Consider the following 18,673-nt stretch of genomic DNA (forward strand, 5'->3'; position numbering starts at 1 on the left):
TTGTGACAGAAAGACGCAAAAAGTCAGCGCTTTTTGCGTCTTTCCTGCCGAATACTTGAAATTAGGTGTTGATTACAGGACTGGATAAGGAGTTGTCTGTGGTGAGAAATGCGAACGCTGCTGTAAAGCAGCCGAAGAACCAGCTCACACGTCGCAGCGGTTGGTCATCGTTTATCAACAGCGAAAACGCGGCTGGTTATATTTTCCTTGCACCGTGGCTGATCGGATTCCTGGTATTCACCGCTTATCCGATCTTTGCATCCCTGTATTATTCCTTTACCAACCTCAATCCCTTGAAGGGCTTGGGGAAGGAAACGTTTGTCGGCTTCCAGAACTATATCAATATGTTTACGACCGACAGCGTTTACTATACCGCATTGCGTGTTACGTTCGTGTATGCACTGGTATCCGTGCCGCTGCGTCTGATTTTTGCGTTGCTTGTTGCAATGCTCCTCAATCGGAAGTCCAAGGCCTCTGGTGTGTATCGTACGATTTATTATCTGCCCTCCATCGTCGGCGGCAGCGTTGCTGTTGCTGTTATGTGGAGATCCCTCTGGATTCAGGAAGGTACCATCAACGCGGTTCTTCAGTCTATTGGTATTCAATGTGATTGGGGCTGGCTAACACAGCCATCCACGGCACTGATGTGTCTGATTATTCTAGCGGTCTGGCAGTTCGGCTCTTCCATGCTGATCTTCCTAGCTGGACTGAAGAACATTCCTGCTGAGTATTACGAGGCAGCGACGGTGGACGGCGCGGGCCCATTCCGCAAGTTCTTTAGCATTACCATCCCGATGCTGACCCCGGTTATTTTCTTCAACCTTATCAATCAGTTAATTCTTGGCTTTACGGCCTTTACGCAAGCCTATATTACGACCCGCGGCGGCCCGATGAACGAAACGATGTTCTACGCGTTGCATCTCTACCGTCAGGGCTTTGAGTACAACAAGATGGGCTATGCTTCCGCTATGGCGTGGATTTTGCTGATTATCGTTGCCATCATGACGGCGATTATCTTTAAGTCCTCCAATTCTTGGGTTTACTATGAGTCGAAGGGGGAATAAGATATGAAAACAAGAAGACAAGTTGGAACCGTAATCTATCATATTTTCATGATCCTCTTCGCATTGCTGATGCTCTATCCGATCGTTTGGATGGTCATGAGTTCACTCAAACCCAGTATTGATGTTATGTCCAAGTCCTATGAACTGATTCCGAGTACTTGGGATTTCACCAACTACTACAAGGGCTGGGTTAACGGTATCAGTAACATCCCGTTTAGCACCTTTACCTGGAACTCTCTGTACATTTCTGTTCTGGCAACGCTTGGTACCATTATTTCGTCGTGCCTTGCCGCTTACGCGTTTGCGCGTTGTAAGTTTAAACTGCGCGGTTTCTGGTTTGCCTGCATGCTCATCTCCATGATGATGCCGATTCAGGTCGTTATGATCCCGCAGTACGTGATGTTCCAGCAGTTTGGTTGGGCTCAGAGTTCTTTGCCTCTGATCGTTCCGGCCTTCTTCGCCGCTTCCTACGGTCCGTTCTCCATCTTCCTGATGATGCAGTTTATGCAGGGAATTCCGAGAGATCTGGATGAAGCGGCCACTATCGACGGCTGCGGCAAGTATTCGATTTTCTTCCGCATTATTATGCCGTTGGTCAAGCCCGCTATTGCGTCGGCTGCGATCTTCGCTTTCTACTGGAAGTGGGACGACTTCATCGGCCCGTTGCTTTACCTCAACAAGCCGCAGAACTACACCATTTCCATGGCCTTGCGCATGATGTCCGATAAGGACGCCATTACCGACTGGGGCGTTATGTTTGCAATGAGCACCGTGTCCCTGATCCCGACGCTGATTATTTTCTTCTGCTTCCAGAGATATCTGGTGGAAGGTATCAGCACCACCGGTCTGAAGGGCTAATCCATTGACCTTACTCTCACAATAAGGGGTTTCAAAATGAGTATTGATCAGGAAAAGCTTCAACTTGCCAAAAAGGTGCTTGATGTTCTTCTCAAGACCGAGCGCAAGGACGGCTTTTATGACCACATGAACATGGACAACTGGGAATGGCCGGTTGGGGTTGCACTGTACTGCATGTTCAAGATTTATAAAAAGACTGGTGATCTGGACTTTTATAATGCCTTGATTGATTGGTACGATAAGCAGCTTCAGAAGGAGCCGCCTCATCGCAATGTCAATACGGTTGCCCCAATGCTGACCATGGTTTGCCTCTATGAGGAAAACAAGAACCCGGTTTATCTCGAACATATCGAGAGCTGGATCAATTGGGTCATGAATGAGATGCCTCGTACCGAGTACGGCGGCATGCAGCACATGACGGTGTGGAATCGGCACAATCAGCAGTTGTGGGACGATACCCTTTTTATGACGGTGCTTTTCCTGGCGAAAGCCGGAAAGGTGCTTGATCGTCCACAGCTGGTGGACGAAGCAAAATATCAGTTCCTGTTCCATATTAAGTATTTGCAGGACAAGCGTACCGGTCTTTTCTATCATGGCTGGACGTTTGATTGCCGGCATAATTTTGCCAATGCCTTCTGGGCGCGCGGCAACAGCTGGTTTACTTCCGGTGCGGTAGAGTTCATCGACATTGTCGGGGAACGTGACGCGACCACTCGTTTTGTAGAGGTTGCGTGGAAGGATCAAGTGAAGGCTTTGATCAAGTATCAGAGCATCAATGGTCTTTACAATACTCTCGTCGATGTAGAAGAAAGCTACTGGGAAACTTCGGCCACCGCCGGCATTGCTTATGGACTGCTCAAGGGTATCCGTATGGGTTTGCTGGACAAGGAAAATGAATTTTACGCGATGAATGCGGCTAATGCAGTTCTCGCGAAGATTCAGGACGACGGGATTGTGGCCGGTGTGTCTTACGGCACGGGAATGGGCAAGGATTTTGATTTCTATAAGAATATCAAAATTTGCCCGACTGCCTACGGCCAGGGCCTTGTACTGCTCATGCTTACGGAACTCATCTAAGCGACTTATGTTGTATAAAAGGGCTGCCTTTCATGGGCAGTCCTTTTTCATTAACTCGAAAAATGCAGAAAAATAGGAATTAAAACCAAAAAAACACGGTTTTTTTGCAGAAATATCGCAGTTTCCTTCTTCCCATTTGGATATTTCGCAGTATAATGGTAAGCGTAAAGTTATGGATGCTTCCAGGACATACAAAAGAATAGGAGTGTTTATTCAATGGCAAAAGTTGTTACCTTTGGTGAGCTGATGCTTCGTCTGGCACCTCCCGGCTATCTGCGTTTCACGCAGGCGGATACCTTTACCGCTACCTATGGCGGCGGTGAGGCGAACGTGGCGGTTTCTCTTGCGAATTATGGCATGGATGCCGCTTTCGTTACCAAGCTGCCGGAAAACGACATCGGTCAGGCCGCGGTGAATTCCCTTCGCCGCTATGGCGTGGACGTGAGCAAGATCGTCCGTGGCGGCCCCCGTGTGGGTATTTACTATCTGGAAAAAGGCGCTTCTCAGCGTCCTTCCAAGGTCATTTATGACCGTGCCGGTGCTTCCATTGCTCTGGCTCAGCCTGGTGATTTTGACTGGGATTCCATCTTCGAGGGTGTGTCCTGGTTCCATTTCACCGGCATCACCCCCGCTCTGGGCGACAATGTGGCGGCCTGCTGCCTGGAAGCCTGCAAGGCTGCAAAGGCAAAGAACATTACGGTCAGCTGCGACTTAAACTTCCGCAAGAACCTCTGGACTTCCGAGAAGGCTGGCCAGGTTATGGGCCAGCTGATGGAGTATGTGGATGTCTGCATTGCCAATGAAGAGGATGCGGAGAAAGTCTTCGGCATCCGCGCGGCAGCTACCGATGTGACCACCGGCAAGCTCAACCACGACGGATACCGTGAAGTGGCCAGCAAGCTCAAGGAGCGCTTTGGTTTCTCCAAGGTTGCGATTACTCTTCGCACCAGCATCTCTGCCAACGATAATAAGTGGGCGGCCATGCTCTATGATGGAGAGGATTACTACTTCTCTAAGAGCTACGACGTGCATATTGTGGACCGCGTTGGCGGCGGCGACAGCTTCGGCGGCGGCCTGATTTACGCGCTGCTGGCCGGTAAGTCCTCCAAGGACGCACTGGAGTTTGCGGTTGCGGCTTCCTGCCTGAAGCATTCCATCGAAGGCGACTACAACGCCGTTTCCGTCAAGGAAGTGGAGACGCTCGCCGGAGGCGACGGCACCGGCCGCGTACAGAGATAATTACGCTTGAAAAAAGCGACAGCAAAAGAGGCCATGCGAGTAATCGCATGGCCTCTTTGTTATGCAGAGAGAGGGACGGTAGTTTATGTTACGCGTTTGGATAGGAAGGCGGAAGCTGGGAATTGGCCGGGGAAGCAAAGCCAAGCTCCTCCAGCGAGCATTGGCCGCTCTGGATGGCGTTATGCCGGCACTGGGCGTAGAGCTCCGCATAGGTGGCCTGCAGATAGGGGATCAGGAAAATGATGCTCACAGCTCCAAATCCACAGGTAAGAAAAGTGGCGCCGAGGACAGCCAGATACCAGGGGAAGAAGGACCAGTAGAGACCGAAAATGTGCCCCTTTTGTCCCCAAGTCATGATCTTGCTCAGTTCCATCGCCCGGCGGTATCCGATTTGCGGATTGTCCGCCAGGATCCAGGGGATAAAGACGTACCGCAGCGAAGCAATAATGGGAAGCACAATAAGACCGATGACCACAAGCAGCAGAAGCGGCATTAGAAAGGCAACGCTTGCATTGGTTTGTGCAACCGCCATGATCACAAAGATCAAAGCATAGGGAACCAAAGCGGGCAGCGTCCACAGGAATAAGAAGAGATAACGGTAGGCCATCGCTCCGACCACCTTCCAGTAAGAGGTGCGGGTAAAGGCGCAGAAGAGATTCTGGTACCCCGGGCGCGCCGGCGTTTCCCGGTTGCGGGAATACCAGTTGAGCTCGCCTACCTGGAGGGGATGGAAGGCAAAAAATTGCGGCAGGAAGCTCATGACCACCGTAAGGATCATGGTAGGCAGCATCCGCAGGAAAAACTGCGAGACTTCGTAGTAGGAACCGTAGGAATACGAACCGTACGAATAGGAATTGTTGAGCAGAGAAGGAAACAGAGAGGAAAACATGGCTGTGGAAGAAACGATACTGAGCAGCCAAGTAATTCCGTAGGTAATGCCCCAAATGATCAGGGAGGCCAGCAAGGCGCTCCAATACTTATTGGCCAGGCTGTATTTCGCCCGCTGTTTGAGTTGTCCACAGGTCCACATAAGGATACCTCCAATGAGCTGGATTACAGCGCAGGAAGAGGGGTCTTCCTAGCGCTTCGGTTTATAAAGCGAACAGGTTACGCATCCTTGGATTTCTCGGGCATGCCGTCCTCCGAGACAGCCGTTTCTTCCGCGCAGGAGGCTGCGGCCGGCTCCACCGATTCGCCCAGCCAATCGGGAAGCTCCATTCCCGCCTGGCGGAAGAGGTCCTGAAGCGGCGGGACCGACTTGAGCATCCCCGAGAGGAAGTTTGCCGTGGTGGGAGCCCCGTTTTGGCCGTTCATCGAATCCCAGACCGTCACCTTGTCGATCTTTAGGTTCTTGATGGCATCCACCTGGATGCGGGTGAGCTCGGGAAGCTTGTCGGCGATCATCAACTGCACGCCGGCCGACGGATTTCCGCCCGCCGCCGCCACGATCTTGGAAAGGCCGGCGGCCTGCTTGGTCAGCAGCTCTTCCACACCCTTTGCCTGGGCTTCCATTTTTGCAAAGATGGCGTCCGCCTCGCCTCGGGCCCGGCGGCGCAGCTGCTCGGCTTCCGCTTCCGCTGCAATTTCCTTTTCCCGCTTGGCGATTTGAGCCTTCACGATGATATCCGCTTCCTGGGACGCTTGTTCCAAAGACGCACGGGTCTTTTCTGCCTCCTGCTGGGCTACATAGGCTTCCTGCAGCGCCTTGGCCGCCTGTACTTTTTCCGCCGCTGTGGCAATGCGCAGCGCCTCGGCCTCCTTTTCCCGGCGGGTCGCTTCCGACTGGGCGATTTCCACCCGCGCAGCGTTCTCACCCTGGATAGCGGTAGCGTTGGCGGCGGAGACATTGATGCGCTGGTCACGCTGGGCGTTTGCCTGGCCGATGGCCCCGTCCCGGTCCTTTTCCGCCACGCTCTTCTTGGCGTCGTTGATTGCCTTAGCAGCGGCTTCCTTACCGAGCGCTTCAATATATCCGGATTCGTCGTTGATGTCGGTGACATTGACGTTAATCAGCCGCAGGCCAATCTTTTTGAGCTCGATTTCCACATTGTTGGACACCGCCTCTAAAAACTTATCCCGGTCGGTGTTGATTTCCTCAATATCCATGGTGGCGATGACCAGACGCAGCTGGCCGAAAATGATGTCTTTGGCGAGTTCCTGCACCTCCTGGAGCTTGAGGCCCAAAAGACGCTCGGCAGCGTTTTGCATGACGCCCGGCTCGGTGGAAATGCCCACTGTAAACCGGGAAGGAACGTCCACTCGGATGTTCTGCCGGGAAAGGGCGTTTTGCAGGTCTACGTTGATGGAAATGGGCGTCAGGTCCAGATACTCGTAGGCTTGCACCAGCGGCCAGATAAAGGCGGCGCCGCCGTGAATACAGCGGGCGGAACGCTGCTGACCGTTTTTATCCGCCCCAACCTTACCGTAAATGACCATTACCTTGTCGGACGGACACTTGCGGTAGCGGGTGGCAAAGGTGAGCAAAATCAGGAAAAGAACCAGAACAATACCGCAAATCAAAAAATAACCGTGATATCCATGCGTGAACATACCCCTTTCGTCGATTGCTTAATTTTCTTTCTCTACAACCAAAAGATCGTTGACCAGGTCCACCACCCGCACCACCGTGGAGGGCTTCAAATCCTCGTCGCCATAGGTGATGGCGTCTAGCTCGGAAAACCGCTCCTGAATGGTCATGGTGATTTTTCCCTGCCCTTCGCCCTTTTTCGGGATGCGGATATAAACTACACCCGTCTGCCCTAGGGCGTTGCGCAGGGAAATGGTCCCATTTGATTGCAGCCGGGTGGCCCACTGGTAGAACTTAGCCACGCCCAAGAGCGCCACCGCCCCCACCATAAACCCGATCAGCAGGGAAAGCGCCGCAGGAACCTGAGATTGTACACAGACAATGGCGGTCCAGGAAAACAGGGTAAAAAAGGCTACGATTCCCTGGAAGGTAAAGAGCCGCAGAGACGGGTCGCCCCCAATGTCCCCAGGTGCGTCGGCCGGGTCCATAGAGCTGTCCGGCGTTCCCGCATCGCTTCCACCGGGTGTACCGGCATCCGGGTCCAGGCCGGAAGTGTCACTGGCGTTGAAGTCCCCATCCCCGTGGCCCAGGCCGAAGAGGGAGAGAACGACCTGCAAAAGCAGCAGCAGCGACGCGGGAAACGCAATGCAGTAGAGAACCTTGAGTAAGCTGGACAGACCTTCCCACCATTCAAACATAAGCAACACCTCTCTGCTGTAACTTCAAATTACCATAATTATACCGATTTCGATAACATCTGTCAATATAATTTACGCAAAATATGAAGAAGTTTTGAATAAGGCCAGAGTGCGCCGTCGAAAAAGGACAATTTTTTCGAGGAAATTTTCGCATACGCCCCTTGTAATTCTCTTTCAAATCTGATAAAATACTTATGTAAACAAGATTTACTTTGCGCAAGGTGGTGAGAGAAATGTCAAAGCAGGCTCTTGGTCAGAAAATCAAGGAGCTGCGTCTCGCAAAGAAATTGACGCAGCGGGAAGTGGTAGGAGATTTCATCACCCGTAACATGCTCAGCCAGATCGAAAGCGGCACGGCCACCCCGTCGGTACGCACGCTTGCATATTTGGCGAAGGTGCTGGAGGTGCCTGTTTCCACCCTGCTGGAGAGTGAAGAAACGCAGGGGGTAGCAGCTGATCTGGCGGAGGCGAAGCGGCTCTACCGCCAAGGAAAATTAAAGCCGTGCATGGCGGCGCTCTCTCGGGTGGAAGAGGAATTTGCTGACGAAGCGAACGCCCTCAAAGCGAAGGCTAGCCTGAAGCTGGCGCAGGAGGCGCTTTTGGCGGGGGACTTTGACCAGGTACGCGGGCATGCCGGGAATGCCATCGCGTTCAACGACGACACCATCTATGGTTCTCAGTCCATCAAAGCGGAAGCTCTGCTGTGCCTCGACGAGGTGACAAACGAGGGCTGGGATTACTTTATGCAGTACCAGAGCGCGCTGCAGTCCTCTTTTCTCAGCGCCCATTCCTCCCTCATCAACGCCGAGATGTACTTAAACGAGGGCAATTTCGATCAGGCGCAGATTGTGCTGAAGTCGCTGGAAGGGGGAGGGTACAGCGAAAGCATAGACATGGGGCGTATCAAGCTGCTGCAAGGCCGCGTGGCTATGGGGCGCGGAAAGTGGGACGAAGCCCTTTGTCTCTTCCGGGAAGCGGACGAATGCTGGGCGGACCTGCCTAGGCACGCGCTGCGGCCTTCCCTGTACCAGAATATGGAGCAATGTGCCATTGAGCTGGGGGATTACAAGCAGGCCCATTACTTTGCCACCATGCGCCTTGCGCTAGCCACCGGCGAGGCGCCGCCCTGCGAGCCGCAGGAGGAAGTGAGCAAAGTCCCGAACCACCGCGTGATACGCTAAGGAAACCTATGCGAACAGGAAGAGATTCATGCGGGAAAAAGCCTGGCATCCAAGCTTGGATGCCAGGCTTTTTCGGTTTGCTAACTGCATTTTTTCAACCCTGCGCTGCAAACGAGGGGAGGAATAAGTCGTACCTGCTTGCGAAGAAAGGCGAAAGGAGAATCAGGACTCGGCCGGGAGGGAAGAAACGTCTAGGGGTTCGGACGATTCCAGCTGGGAAGATTCCGAGTAGGAAGAATCCGATTGAGGAGAATCGTTTCCGTCTTCAGGTCTGCTGGAATACGGATCATAAGAATCGCCGTAAGAGGGATTGTGCAGTTCCTCATATGAGGTCAAGCGTCCATCCTCATACCGCCCGGTATAGAGATTGGGAACCGTATCCCCAAGCGTTGAAAGGCCCCTGTAGTTGATCAGGTTCAGGCGTACCGCGTCCGGTTTCTCGACGACATACTCCACATAAAGCCGTGCGCCGGTCATATTATAATTCATGGAGCTTGGGCCTCCTGTGATGGTCATTGTACCGTCCTCAGACACGGTTTTTACATTGTCCCGGTACAGGGTAAGCAGCTGGTCGCAGGCCTCCTTGTCATTATAACGCACCGTAATGTTACGGGTAACCCGCAGTTGGTTGGAAGGTATTATCTTTACGTCGGCGCTCTGGTCGTCCAGGGTCAGCGTCGTGGCATCGGAAGCATCGATCTTATCCGATACGGCGACCGAGTACTGGTACCGGTCCATCCTTTCCTCCAGCCATACCTTGGTCACGTCGCTTTGGAAAACAGCGGTGACGCCGTAGGCAATCAGGCTGCCCACCAGAATCAAGCAAACGAAGAAGATGCTCAAACCGTCAAACTGAATGCGGGGTTTTTCATCTTTGGAAAAGTAGAGGTAGAGGAGCATTTCAATCCCTAGGAGGATCATGATGATGGGCCAGCCGATGGCAATGGCCTTGCCGAAGTTTAGGTCGGTAAAGTTGGAAACCAGCAGCAGCACTCCCGCTACAATCAGGATCGCCGCCATGGAAATGTTGCCTACGCGCCAGCGCCTCATTTGTCTTCCTCCTTCGTGTCAGAATGTAGGTCCTGCTCGTAATAGGGAATATCCTCCTCCTTAGGGGCCTTAGGCTTAGTGGCTTTGAGCAGATAAACACCGCCGAAAATCAGAGCGCCGGCCACAAGAATCTGCCAGAAGAGATTGCGGATGCTACGGATGAGATTGAAAATTCGGTTGATCTGTTCGCTGGAATAGTTATTGGAAGAAAGGATCATATCCAGGACGATGTTAAAGCCATTGTTAAGCAGGAAGAGCACGCCCAGCACAATCAGGATCCAGGCCAGAATTTTGCCCCAGCTCTTGCCTTTGGGCGTAAACTTGTCAGGAAGGTGGAGCCATTCGAAGATGCCCAGATTTTCCTGGGCCATCTGCCGGGGGTCCACCAGCTGCTGATTGATCAGGTTCTTCTTGGTTACCGCGTCAAAAATGCTGTAGCAGAAGAAGACCGGCAGAAAGAACAGCAGCAGGGAAAAAACGTTCCCGAAGAAGCTGACGGTAAGGCTGCTTAAAAAGATGGTTCCGAAAAAGAGGACCATCAGCTGAATGCCCTGTTTGATCAGACCCAGGTACATGTGGCCCGCGCCGGGCAGAAAAGAAAAGAGAATGGTCAGGAAGGTGCTTTTTGTTTTCATTTCGTCGTCTCCTTTTCGGATTGGGATGAGGCCTTTGCGTTGCTGCCCTTGAGCCAGTCGGCCAGTATGTCGTAAAGCTTAGGGGAATCTTCTTCCTTGCCTTCGTAAGCGTCTTGGTTGAGATGTTCCTCTTCCTTTTGCGTAGGCTTGGGTGCGGCCATGGAGTTGAGCCCCGTGGTAATCTGCCCGGTAAACTGAGTCAGTGCGTTGGCGCTGGCGGGCAGAGCCTGGGCCAGGCCTTCGCCGAAGTTTGTGAAAGCGCCGGTGAAGGTGATGACCAGTGTGGCCACGGCCGCAGCCGTGTAACACCAGATCATCCTCCTGCGAAATTGTGGCGTCACCGTTTTGAGCACTGGCTTGGGAACGGGCCGTACCGCAGGCAGGGAATCCATCACCTCATCGGCGAAGTCCACCCCACAAACCTTTTGCCCTTCCAGCAGACCGGTAAACGTTTGAAGACAATGGTCGCAGCCGAAGAGATGCGCTTCCATTTCGTCCCGGCGTTCCTCGTCCAAGGTGTTATCTATGTATTGCCGCCACTGCGCCTCGTCGTAATGCTTCGTCACAATTCTCACCCCACTTTCTTTTAATCATCTGTTTGGCCCGGTAGAGCTGGGATTCCACGGTTTTTTGTGCCTGGCCAGTGATGGCGGCGATCTGCGCCACGCTGCGGCCTTCCATATGCCGCAGCCGGACCACCCTGGCGTACCGTTCCGGGAGACTGTCGATCACCGTCAGGAGTTTCCGGTACTCGTCGCGAAGCTCCACATCCTCCTCAAATTCTCCGCCCGAAGGCTCATTCCCGTTCTCAGGGAATTCCGTGGTATGCTGGAGATGTCGGGTCCATTTCCGCTTAACGTCGATCGCTTTGTTGGTCGCAATGCGGCAGATCCAGGTTTTAAAGCCACGCCCCTCGTACCGGTCCAGCGACAGATACGCGTGGATAAACGCCTCCTGTGCCACATTTTCCGCTTCCATTTCATCTCGCAGGATGGAATAAGCGATGGAGTAGAGCAGGCCCTGGTACTGTTTGACGATCTCTTCAAACAGTTCTTTTTCGCCGGATAAAATCCTTGCGACCAGTTCTTCTGCATGGGCCATCGGCTTTCCTCCCATCCTTTGAATTTCGTTTCCTTGGTACCAGTATAATAGACGCGGGCCGAAAACAAAACCCTGCAAAATCGCCCATGGAAATAGTCGGCAGTTTCTCCGCACGGATTCCGGCATTTTTGCAAATGTTGCACACCGTCTTCGGTATACTCGGGACAAGCGCCGCATATTTATGGGTAGCAGTCACACAAAGAAGGAAATACTGTCACAATTGCACAATTCAAACGATAAAAATTCATGAGCTAAGAAAATTTTTATGAAATGCGCTAATTTTTCTTGAATTGTGTGGGCAAATACGCTATAATTATCCCTGTCGGTATTTTGGAACTGTGAAACATGGCGATACCGAAATGGCAAAGATGCCAAGTTCGTGCAAATAAGTACATCGGAAGGGGAATCTTACCTTGAAACAGTATTCGGCCAAAGACATTCGTAATGTTGTTCTTACGGGACATGGCGACTCAGGAAAGACCTCTCTGGCAGAGGCCATGTTGTTTCTCGCAGGAGCGACGGACCGCCTGGGCAAGGTAGCCGACGGCAATACCGTGTGCGACTTTGACCCGGAGGAAATCAAACGCAAAACTTCCGTTTCCACGGCGGTCGCGCCGCTGGAATGGTTGAATAAAAAGATCAATGTGATCGACACGCCCGGCCTGTTCGACTTTGCAGGCGGCCTGTGCGAGGGAATCCGCGCGGCAGAGCTGGCAGTGATCGTGGTATCCGGCAAGACCGGCGCATCCGTTGGCGCGGAAAAAGGATACAAGGCGGCGGAGAAGCGCGGTATCCCGAAATACTTCTTCATCAGCCGTCTCGACGAAGAGAACAGCGATTTTTTCAAAAGCTACCAGTCCCTCAAGGACGCGTTCGGTGTGACGGTCTGCCCGATTATTATGCCCCATGTGGAAAACGGCAAGATCGACTGCTTTGTGGATCTTTTGAAGCTCAAGGCCTATTCCTGCAGCGGCGGCAAACGGCATGAGGTCCCCATGCCCGACGTGGATGACCGCTTAAGCGAAATGCGCGATGCCATAGCGGAAGCCGTGGCACAGACCAGCGAAGAATTGATGGAAAAGTATTTCAGCGGCGAGGAGTTTACCTCCGAGGAGCTGATTGCTGGGGTTTCCTCCGGTGTGCGCAACGGGGAAATTACCCCGGTGTTGGGCGGTTCCGCATCCACTCTCGACGGCGTTGGTCTTTTGATGGATAACATTGTGTCCCTGGCTCCCTCGGCAGAGGAAGCGGCGGGCGAGATGGGGGAGACCCCTTCCGGCGACGCAGTGGAGCTGAAAGTGAACGAGAGCGAGCCCACCGCCGCGATTGTTTTCAAAACAGTGGCCGATCCCTTCGTGGGCAAGCTTTCCTATTTTAAAGTGATCTCTGGCAAGATGACGCCGGAAACCCAGATGGTCAATTCCCGTACCGGGGCTACTGAGAAAATCGGCAAGCTGTTGACCATCCGAGGCAAAAAGCAGGAGGATACGCCTTGCGTGGTAGCTGGAGATATCGGCGCAGTGGCGAAGCTTACCTCTGCCAACACCGGCGATACCTTGGCGGCTGTGTCCCGTCCGGTTACTTTGGCGGGAATCGACTTCCCGGCACCCAGCCTTTCCAAGGCGGTCACGCCCAAGGCAAAGGGCGATGAGGAAAAGATTGCGGCGGGTTTGGCAAGACTCAAGGAAGAAGACCCCACCATCCGGGTGGAAAACAATATCGAGACCCATCAGATGATTCTAAGCGGCCTGGGCGAGCAGCATCTGGACGTGATTGTTTCCAAGCTCAAGCAGAAGTTTGGTGTGGACGTGGAGCTTTCCGCACCTAAGATTGCCTACCGGGAAACCATCCGCAAGAAGGTGAAGGTCCAGGGCCGGCATAAGAAGCAATCGGGCGGCCACGGCCAGTTCGGCGACGTGTGGATCGAGTTCGAACCCTGCGATGGGGATGATCTGGTGTTTGAAGAAAAGGTGTTCGGCGGCGCGGTGCCCAAGAACTTCTTCCCGGCGGTGGAAAAGGGTCTACGTGACTGTGTACAGGCAGGCGTGCTGGCGGGCTATCCCATGGTGGGCCTGAAGGCCACATTGGTGGACGGCTCCTACCACCCAGTGGACTCTTCAGAAATGTCCTTTAAAATGGCGGCCAGCCTCGCTTACAAGGCGGGTATCCCTCAGGCGGGCCCGGTTCTCCTCGAACCCATCGGCAGCCTGAAGGTGTACGTGCCGGAGGCGAAGATGGGCGACATCATCGGGGAAGTCAACAAGCGCCGCGGCCGCGTGTTGGGTATGGATGCGGGTCCGGACGGTTTGCAGGAAGTCAGCGCCGAGGTGCCGGTGGCGGAAATGGCGGACTTTACCACCTATCTGCGCCAGGTGGCCCATGGCCGCGGGCATTTTACCTTGACCTTTGAGCGTTACGAGGAAGCGCCTCCCTTTGTGGCCCAGAAGGTCATTGAGGAAGCAAAGAAAGCCGAATAAACGTACAGAATAAAAAGAAATCAGCCCTGTCTGTTTCCGGACAGGGCTGGTTTTTGTGTTTCTCAGAGGCAGCATGGGCGCTGGGAACGCGCACATACATCAGCTATGGGAGGATGCCTTACCGGGAACAGAAGAATTCCCGCCCAGCCGCACCTTTCTTTAAGAGGACGTGGAAGAAGCCGATTGGGAGGGGAGGGGAGCGGAGGATTCCGGAAGGGCGGACGGGGTGTAGGGGTATGGTCGCGCATAGGGACCTCTTTCCGTAGGATCTGGCGCATAGGTGAGCGAGCCGTGCTCGGCTACATAATAGTAGATCTCCTCCATCAGCGCATACATGCGATTCAGATCGTCTACAGAATATCCGCCGGTGATACATGGCTTATCATATCCATCAAAGCAGGAAAAGCCCGTATCCAAGGTATAGCGAATGCGCCCGCCGCCTTTCACAGTAAACTCCAGAGAGTAGCTCCAGCCTCCGACACGGTGCAAGGGCGATCTGGAACGTCTGTGAAAACGAAAGGTATCCAATTCCTCAAGAACCTGAGCGATGTATGCGGTATCAGGGGTTTCATATCGCGCATAGAGCCAAGCGTCAATTTCCATGGATTCAATTTCCTCTGCTTTGAGAGAAATCGCGTCGGAAAAGCCGATGTTTGCATAGAGGGCGTAATCCACCGCGTACCAGATTCCGCCCGCCAAGAGCACCAGCAAAAGAAAAAGAGGGAACCGATGTGGTTTCCAAGACCATTTTATCATAGCATAGACTCCTTCTGATTCCTCTGCGTTGCTATCTTAGAAAATCAGGCGATCTTTCCCTTGTCATGAAAACTATTATTCACATCCAGTCTATCAGATAACAGACGCAAAAACAACGTGATTTTAACAAAACAGCCTGCCTATAAAAAGGCAGGCTGTTTTTATTATTTGCTTTCCTCCACCGTGCAGCGCCCCTCAAAGCAAATGCCCCGCTGGGTCACGCCGCGAAACAGGAAGGCGTTTTCTCCGCTCTCGTCCGCCCCCGCGTGGATGGCGATTTCTTCGCCTTCCAAGGCTTCCTTGAGAAAGGAAATCTGATACCCGGTCAAAACCCGCCCGTCCATGCTGCCGGGAATAAAATCGGTCAGCAGGTCCGCGTAAACGGTGTTGTTAAGATGGCCGTTGTAATCGGTATCCGAATAGCGCACAGTGCGCACGCCCACCTGCGGCAGCCCGTCTGGGAGGATGAGCTTGCCCGGGTCGGATGCGCCCACGCTTTCGAGCGGCTGCATGTGAATGTCGTACTTTTCGAAGAATACCTTTGGCCGAAGCACCCGGTGGGTATGTGGGTCGATCATCGCAAAGGTCGTCACCGATTCCACCGCTGTCTCTCCCTTCGCATCCGTGAAGCGGTAGCAGCGGATGAACTGAGCCCCTTTGTTTTCCCGGTGCCAGGTGGTCAGGGAAAACCGTTCCTCCAGCGTAAGCGGACGATAAATTTTGCAGCTGGTACGGGACAGAACAAACACCAGCCCGTTGTCATAAAGCTGGGCGTAGGACATGTTCCCGCCTGACAGATGCAGCTCTCCCACCTCCTGCTGGTACTTGAGGATGGAAGAGGGCTTTAAGTGCCGGTGCTGGTCCCCGTCAAAGGTTCCCACGTGCCCGGGCATGGTATATTGAGGCGGATATCCGCCGACAAATTCGCTCACAGAGAATCCCCTCCTGATTCAGCCGTTACCGAGACATGCTCTCCCTTTGCCTGCAGCTTGAGCACACTGGGTGGATTGTCGCACTGGTTCACCAGAATGGTGGCAATGCGATCCTCCACCTCCCGGCGGATGATGCTGCGCAGGTCCCGAGCGCCATGCTTGCCGTGCCCCGCCAGTTTCGCCAGCAGCGCGGTGACCGCCTCGTCCCAGGAAATAGAGATCCCCTTTTCATCCACGGCCTCTTTGAGCTCGCCCAGCATCAGCTCTGCGATCTTTTTCAGGTCCTCCGCGTCCAAGGGCCGGAACACTACGATTTCGTCCACCCGGCTCATAAATTCAGGGCGCAAGAAGTCGGACAGGGCTTTGAGCGCCCGGTCCCGGCTGGCGTCGTAGGCGGACTTGGCGAAGCCCAGCGCGTTGGTATCCCGGCTGCCGGCGTTAGAGGTCATGACAATGACCGTATTTTCAAAATTCACCGTCCGGCCATGGGCGTCGGTCACCTTACCCTCGTCGAGAATTTGCAGCAGAATGTTCATCACATCCGGATGCGCCTTCTCGATTTCGTCGAACAGCAGCACCGAATAGGGCTTGCGGCGGACCTTCTCGGTCAGCTGCCCCGCCTCGTCGTACCCCACATAGCCAGGAGGAGAACCGATGATGCGGGAAACCGAATGCTTTTCCATGAATTCGGACATGTCCAGACGGATGAGCGTCTCCGGCGTATCGAAGAGCTCGGCCGCCAGCACCTTCACCAATTCCGTTTTGCCCACGCCGGTGGGGCCAACGAAAATGAAGGAAGCCGGCCGGCGGCGTGTACTGATCTGCACACGGCTACGGCGCACGGCAGCCGCCACGGCGGACACCGCTTCCGACTGGCCGATGATTTTCTTGCCGAGTGCCTCCTCTAAGTGAGACAGCCGTTTAAGCTCCGACTGCTCTACCCGAGCGGCGGGAATCCCCGTCCACAGCTCCACGACCTTGGCAAGGTCGCCCTTGGTCACAGCATTGCCAAGCGCCGTCGGCGCCAGCTCGTCGATTTTCGTCTGAAGTTGGGCGATTTGGGCCCGCACCGAGGCGAGAGTCTCGTAATCGGTAAATTCCGGGTCCTCCGCCATGCTTTCTTCCCGCTCGCTCAGCTCCTTGGCCCGTTCCACCGCCTTGTCGTACTCTAGAATCACGGTATTGCGCAAAGAAGCATGGGCGCAGGCTTCGTCCAACAGGTCGATGGCCTTGTCAGGCAAAAAGCGGTCGGTAATGTACCGTTCCGAAAGGGAAACGGCGGTGGCAAGAAGCGAATCCGGAATGGAAACCCGGTGGTAGGCTTCATAATAGTGCTTGATGCCCTTGAGCATCTCCACCGTTTCCTTTATCGAAGGTTCCTCCACCGTCACCGGCTGGAACCGGCGTTCCAAGGCGGAATCCTTCTCGATATACTTGCGGTATTCGGTAAAGGTAGTGGCGCCGATTACCTGGATCTCTCCCCGGGACAAGGCGGGCTTTAAGATGTTCGCCGCATTCATGGAGCCTTCCGCGTCGCCGGTACCCACCAGGTTATGCACCTCGTCAATGAATAAGATTACGTTGCCGTCGGCCTTTACTTCGTCGATCAGGCCTTTGATGCGGCTTTCAAACTGGCCGCGAAACTGGGTCCCCGCCACCAGAGCCGTCAGGTCCAGCAGGTGGATTTCCTTTTTCGCCAGCCGCATGGGCACATCCCCTGCCGCAATACGAAGCGCCAGGCCCTCGGCAATGGCGGTTTTGCCCACACCCGGCTCACCGATCAGGCAAGGGTTGTTTTTCGTGCGGCGGGAAAGAATCTGAATGACCCGGTAAATCTGCTGGTCCCGGCCGATGATGGCGTCGAGCTCTGAGCGCTTGGCCTTCTCGGTGAGGTTGGTGCAGTACATGTCCAAATACTTGCGCTTTTTGCCGTTCTTTTCCTTTGACCGGCGTCCCCGCTTGGGTGCCGACTCCTCCTCGCCGTCTACTTCCCCGACCACATGCTCCAACTCTTCCTCTTCCGACCCGGGCTGGGCGCCGAAGAGGTTTTGCAAAAACGGATAGGTAGCTGCTCCGCCCGGCTCAAAGTTTTCATCGTCCGGGTCGCCTGCGGCACTAATCATGTCCGTCATCTGTTCGCTTAGATTCTCAATATCGGAGTCGCTGACTCCCATCTTGTTCATCAGGTCGTTGACCGGCTTGATACCCAGTTCCTTTGCGCACACCAGGCAGAGGCCTTCGTTATAGCTTTTGTCGCCTTCCATGCGGGTGATGAACACAACCGCCATGCGTTTTTTGCATCTGCTGCACATCATGATTGATTACCCCCCTGCATCCCAATGGGACGCGGTACAAATATAGGGAACATCGCCCAACTCGTCCGAGTTTTGCGTATCCGTTTGCGAAAGAAAAGGGGCCCGGCCACATTTGTTACAGGCCGCGCCGCCTTTGAACCGTTATTTTTTTGGCGTTGCCTTGAGCAGTTGAAAGAAGAGCATGGCATACCGGATCAAGGCGAACACCATGAACGCCGCTACGATTGCCACCAGAATGGTGATGGCCAAATCGTTCATAGCCGGGATAAAAACAATGACCAGCATCACCGCGTAGAACACCATGGTCGCCACCTTGCCGAACCACAACGCCGCGGTAGGCCGTGCGCCCCGGCGCAGAAGCACCAGGCTGCCGATGCCCATGAGGATTTCCTTTGCAAGGAAGATCAGCACCAGAGGGATCAAAAATTTATTCTGCTGATGCATGATCGCGATGCAGATGACCACCGTCGCCTGAGTAAGCTTGTCGGCAATGGGGTCAAGAATCTGCCCGAGCTGGGTGATTTGATTGAAATGCCGGGCAATATAGCCGTCGAGCATGTCGGTAGCGCCGGAGATGAGAAGCACCACGCCCGCGGAAATCCCGTAGTCCACCGCCGAACGTTCTAGGTACAGATAGATAAACAGCGGGATCAGCAAAATCCGGAACACCGACAGCAGGTTCGGGATAGTCAAATTCTTTTTAAAGTAAGACATATCGGATATCATTCCTTCCGAAGAGCAATTCATTCTGTTTGCCGATTCG

The 18,673-nt window shown here is 53.9% G+C and carries 17 protein-coding genes; 6 read left to right on the forward strand and 11 right to left on the reverse strand.

Going from position 1 to position 18,673, the window contains the following annotated elements; translation table 11 throughout:
- Positions 1 to 101: 101 nt before the first annotated feature.
- The 4 genes from WMO26_RS08750 to WMO26_RS08765 all read left to right on the forward strand — a co-directional run bounded on the left by WMO26_RS08750 (position 102) and on the right by WMO26_RS08765 (position 4,238).
- Entirely contained in the window at positions 102 to 1,064 is a 963-nt protein-coding gene (locus WMO26_RS08750; protein ID WP_349219688.1) for a carbohydrate ABC transporter permease, read from the forward strand.
- 96 nt (positions 1,065 to 1,160) lie between these two features.
- Positions 1,161 to 1,922 carry a carbohydrate ABC transporter permease gene (locus WMO26_RS08755; RefSeq protein ID WP_349219689.1) on the forward strand — a complete coding sequence of 254 codons (762 nt, stop codon included), beginning with the start codon at positions 1,161 to 1,163 and terminating at the stop codon, positions 1,920 to 1,922.
- Positions 1,923 to 1,958: 36 nt separating this feature from the next.
- Positions 1,959 to 2,999 (forward strand): beta-galactosidase BglB, encoded by a 1,041-nt coding sequence (gene bglB, locus WMO26_RS08760; protein ID WP_349219690.1) that lies wholly within the window; start codon positions 1,959 to 1,961, stop codon positions 2,997 to 2,999.
- Positions 3,000 to 3,215: 216 nt separating this feature from the next.
- Complete coding sequence (locus tag WMO26_RS08765; protein WP_349219691.1) at positions 3,216 to 4,238, forward strand: PfkB family carbohydrate kinase; 1,023 nt, start codon at positions 3,216 to 3,218, stop codon at positions 4,236 to 4,238.
- 88 nt (positions 4,239 to 4,326) lie between these two features.
- Here the strand turns inward: WMO26_RS08765 and WMO26_RS08770 are convergent, their stop codons facing one another.
- From WMO26_RS08770 to WMO26_RS08780, 3 genes are all read right to left on the reverse strand, one after another.
- Positions 4,327 to 5,268: a DUF975 family protein gene (locus WMO26_RS08770; RefSeq protein ID WP_349219693.1), complete on the reverse strand. Its 942-nt coding sequence runs from the start codon at positions 5,266 to 5,268 to the stop codon at positions 4,327 to 4,329.
- Between the two features lie 77 nt (positions 5,269 to 5,345).
- The gene (locus WMO26_RS08775) at positions 5,346 to 6,788 is read right to left on the reverse strand and encodes a flotillin family protein (RefSeq protein ID WP_349219694.1); all 1,443 of its coding nucleotides are present in this window, start codon (positions 6,786 to 6,788) and stop codon (positions 5,346 to 5,348) included.
- An 18-nt stretch (positions 6,789 to 6,806) separates the two neighbouring features.
- Positions 6,807 to 7,463 (reverse strand): NfeD family protein, encoded by a 657-nt coding sequence (locus WMO26_RS08780; RefSeq protein ID WP_349219695.1) that lies wholly within the window; start codon positions 7,461 to 7,463, stop codon positions 6,807 to 6,809.
- Between the two features lie 233 nt (positions 7,464 to 7,696).
- Between WMO26_RS08780 and WMO26_RS08785 the strand changes: the two genes are divergently transcribed.
- The gene (locus WMO26_RS08785; RefSeq protein WP_349219697.1) at positions 7,697 to 8,644 is read left to right on the forward strand and encodes a helix-turn-helix domain-containing protein; all 948 of its coding nucleotides are present in this window, start codon (positions 7,697 to 7,699) and stop codon (positions 8,642 to 8,644) included.
- Positions 8,645 to 8,806: 162 nt separating this feature from the next.
- Here WMO26_RS08785 and WMO26_RS08790 read toward each other — a convergent pair whose 3' ends face one another.
- Genes WMO26_RS08790 through WMO26_RS08805 form a run of 4 tightly spaced genes read right to left on the reverse strand, consistent with a single transcriptional unit; the run spans position 8,807 to position 11,430 of the window.
- Complete coding sequence (locus WMO26_RS08790; protein ID WP_349219699.1) at positions 8,807 to 9,694, reverse strand: hypothetical protein; 888 nt, start codon at positions 9,692 to 9,694, stop codon at positions 8,807 to 8,809.
- Positions 9,691 to 10,329: a hypothetical protein gene (locus WMO26_RS08795; RefSeq protein WP_349219701.1), complete on the reverse strand. Its 639-nt coding sequence runs from the start codon at positions 10,327 to 10,329 to the stop codon at positions 9,691 to 9,693. Before WMO26_RS08795 ends, WMO26_RS08790 begins: the two co-directional genes overlap by 4 nt.
- Positions 10,326 to 10,895 (reverse strand): anti-sigma factor family protein, encoded by a 570-nt coding sequence (locus WMO26_RS08800; protein WP_349219703.1) that lies wholly within the window; start codon positions 10,893 to 10,895, stop codon positions 10,326 to 10,328. The genes WMO26_RS08795 and WMO26_RS08800 overlap by 4 nt, the downstream gene beginning before the upstream one ends.
- On the reverse strand, positions 10,849 to 11,430 hold the full coding sequence (locus WMO26_RS08805) for an RNA polymerase sigma factor (protein ID WP_349219705.1): 582 nt from the start codon (positions 11,428 to 11,430) through the stop codon (positions 10,849 to 10,851). The genes WMO26_RS08800 and WMO26_RS08805 overlap by 47 nt, the downstream gene beginning before the upstream one ends.
- A gap of 413 nt (positions 11,431 to 11,843) precedes the next feature.
- On the opposite strand from WMO26_RS08805, the gene fusA reads away from it, so the two are divergent.
- A complete protein-coding gene (fusA, locus tag WMO26_RS08810) occupies positions 11,844 to 13,907 on the forward strand; it encodes an elongation factor G (RefSeq protein ID WP_349219707.1) in 2,064 nt (687 codons plus the stop codon).
- Between the two features lie 159 nt (positions 13,908 to 14,066).
- On the opposite strand, the gene WMO26_RS08815 is transcribed toward fusA, so the two are convergent.
- The 4 genes from WMO26_RS08815 to WMO26_RS08830 all read right to left on the reverse strand — a co-directional run bounded on the left by WMO26_RS08815 (position 14,067) and on the right by WMO26_RS08830 (position 18,624).
- Entirely contained in the window at positions 14,067 to 14,663 is a 597-nt protein-coding gene (locus tag WMO26_RS08815) for a hypothetical protein (RefSeq protein ID WP_349219709.1), read from the reverse strand.
- A 164-nt stretch (positions 14,664 to 14,827) separates the two neighbouring features.
- Positions 14,828 to 15,595 carry an acyl-[acyl-carrier-protein] thioesterase gene (locus WMO26_RS08820; protein ID WP_349219711.1) on the reverse strand — a complete coding sequence of 256 codons (768 nt, stop codon included), beginning with the start codon at positions 15,593 to 15,595 and terminating at the stop codon, positions 14,828 to 14,830.
- Positions 15,592 to 17,910 carry an ATP-dependent Clp protease ATP-binding subunit gene (locus tag WMO26_RS08825; protein ID WP_349219713.1) on the reverse strand — a complete coding sequence of 773 codons (2,319 nt, stop codon included), beginning with the start codon at positions 17,908 to 17,910 and terminating at the stop codon, positions 15,592 to 15,594. Before WMO26_RS08825 ends, WMO26_RS08820 begins: the two co-directional genes overlap by 4 nt.
- Positions 17,911 to 18,051: 141 nt before the next feature.
- Positions 18,052 to 18,624, reverse strand: coding sequence for a CDP-alcohol phosphatidyltransferase family protein (locus WMO26_RS08830; protein WP_349219715.1), 573 nt, complete (start codon positions 18,622 to 18,624; stop codon positions 18,052 to 18,054).
- Positions 18,625 to 18,673: the final 49 nt, after the last annotated feature.

The organism is Solibaculum intestinale, from assembly GCF_040096205.1.
Lineage (GTDB): Bacteria > Bacillota > Clostridia > Oscillospirales > Acutalibacteraceae > Solibaculum_A > Solibaculum_A intestinale.

Coding starts and splice junctions, on each gene's coding strand:
- WMO26_RS08755 (WP_349219689.1), top strand. CDS start 1,161: ATGAGTTCACTCAAACCCAGTATTGATGTTATGTCCAAGTCCTATGAA.
- bglB (WP_349219690.1), top strand. CDS start 1,959: ATGAGTATTGATCAGGAAAAGCTTCAACTTGCCAAAAAGGTGCTTGAT.
- WMO26_RS08765 (WP_349219691.1), top strand. CDS start 3,216: ATGGCAAAAGTTGTTACCTTTGGTGAGCTGATGCTTCGTCTGGCACCT.
- WMO26_RS08770 (WP_349219693.1), bottom strand. CDS start 5,268: ATGTGGACCTGTGGACAACTCAAACAGCGGGCGAAATACAGCCTGGCC.
- WMO26_RS08775 (WP_349219694.1), bottom strand. CDS start 6,788: ATGTTCACGCATGGATATCACGGTTATTTTTTGATTTGCGGTATTGTT.
- WMO26_RS08780 (WP_349219695.1), bottom strand. CDS start 7,463: ATGTTTGAATGGTGGGAAGGTCTGTCCAGCTTACTCAAGGTTCTCTAC.
- WMO26_RS08785 (WP_349219697.1), top strand. CDS start 7,697: ATGTCAAAGCAGGCTCTTGGTCAGAAAATCAAGGAGCTGCGTCTCGCA.
- WMO26_RS08790 (WP_349219699.1), bottom strand. CDS start 9,694: ATGAGGCGCTGGCGCGTAGGCAACATTTCCATGGCGGCGATCCTGATT.
- WMO26_RS08795 (WP_349219701.1), bottom strand. CDS start 10,329: ATGAAAACAAAAAGCACCTTCCTGACCATTCTCTTTTCTTTTCTGCCC.
- WMO26_RS08805 (WP_349219705.1), bottom strand. CDS start 11,430: ATGGCCCATGCAGAAGAACTGGTCGCAAGGATTTTATCCGGCGAAAAA.
- WMO26_RS08815 (WP_349219709.1), bottom strand. CDS start 14,663: ATGATAAAATGGTCTTGGAAACCACATCGGTTCCCTCTTTTTCTTTTG.
- WMO26_RS08825 (WP_349219713.1), bottom strand. CDS start 17,910: ATGATGTGCAGCAGATGCAAAAAACGCATGGCGGTTGTGTTCATCACC.
- WMO26_RS08830 (WP_349219715.1), bottom strand. CDS start 18,624: ATGTCTTACTTTAAAAAGAATTTGACTATCCCGAACCTGCTGTCGGTG.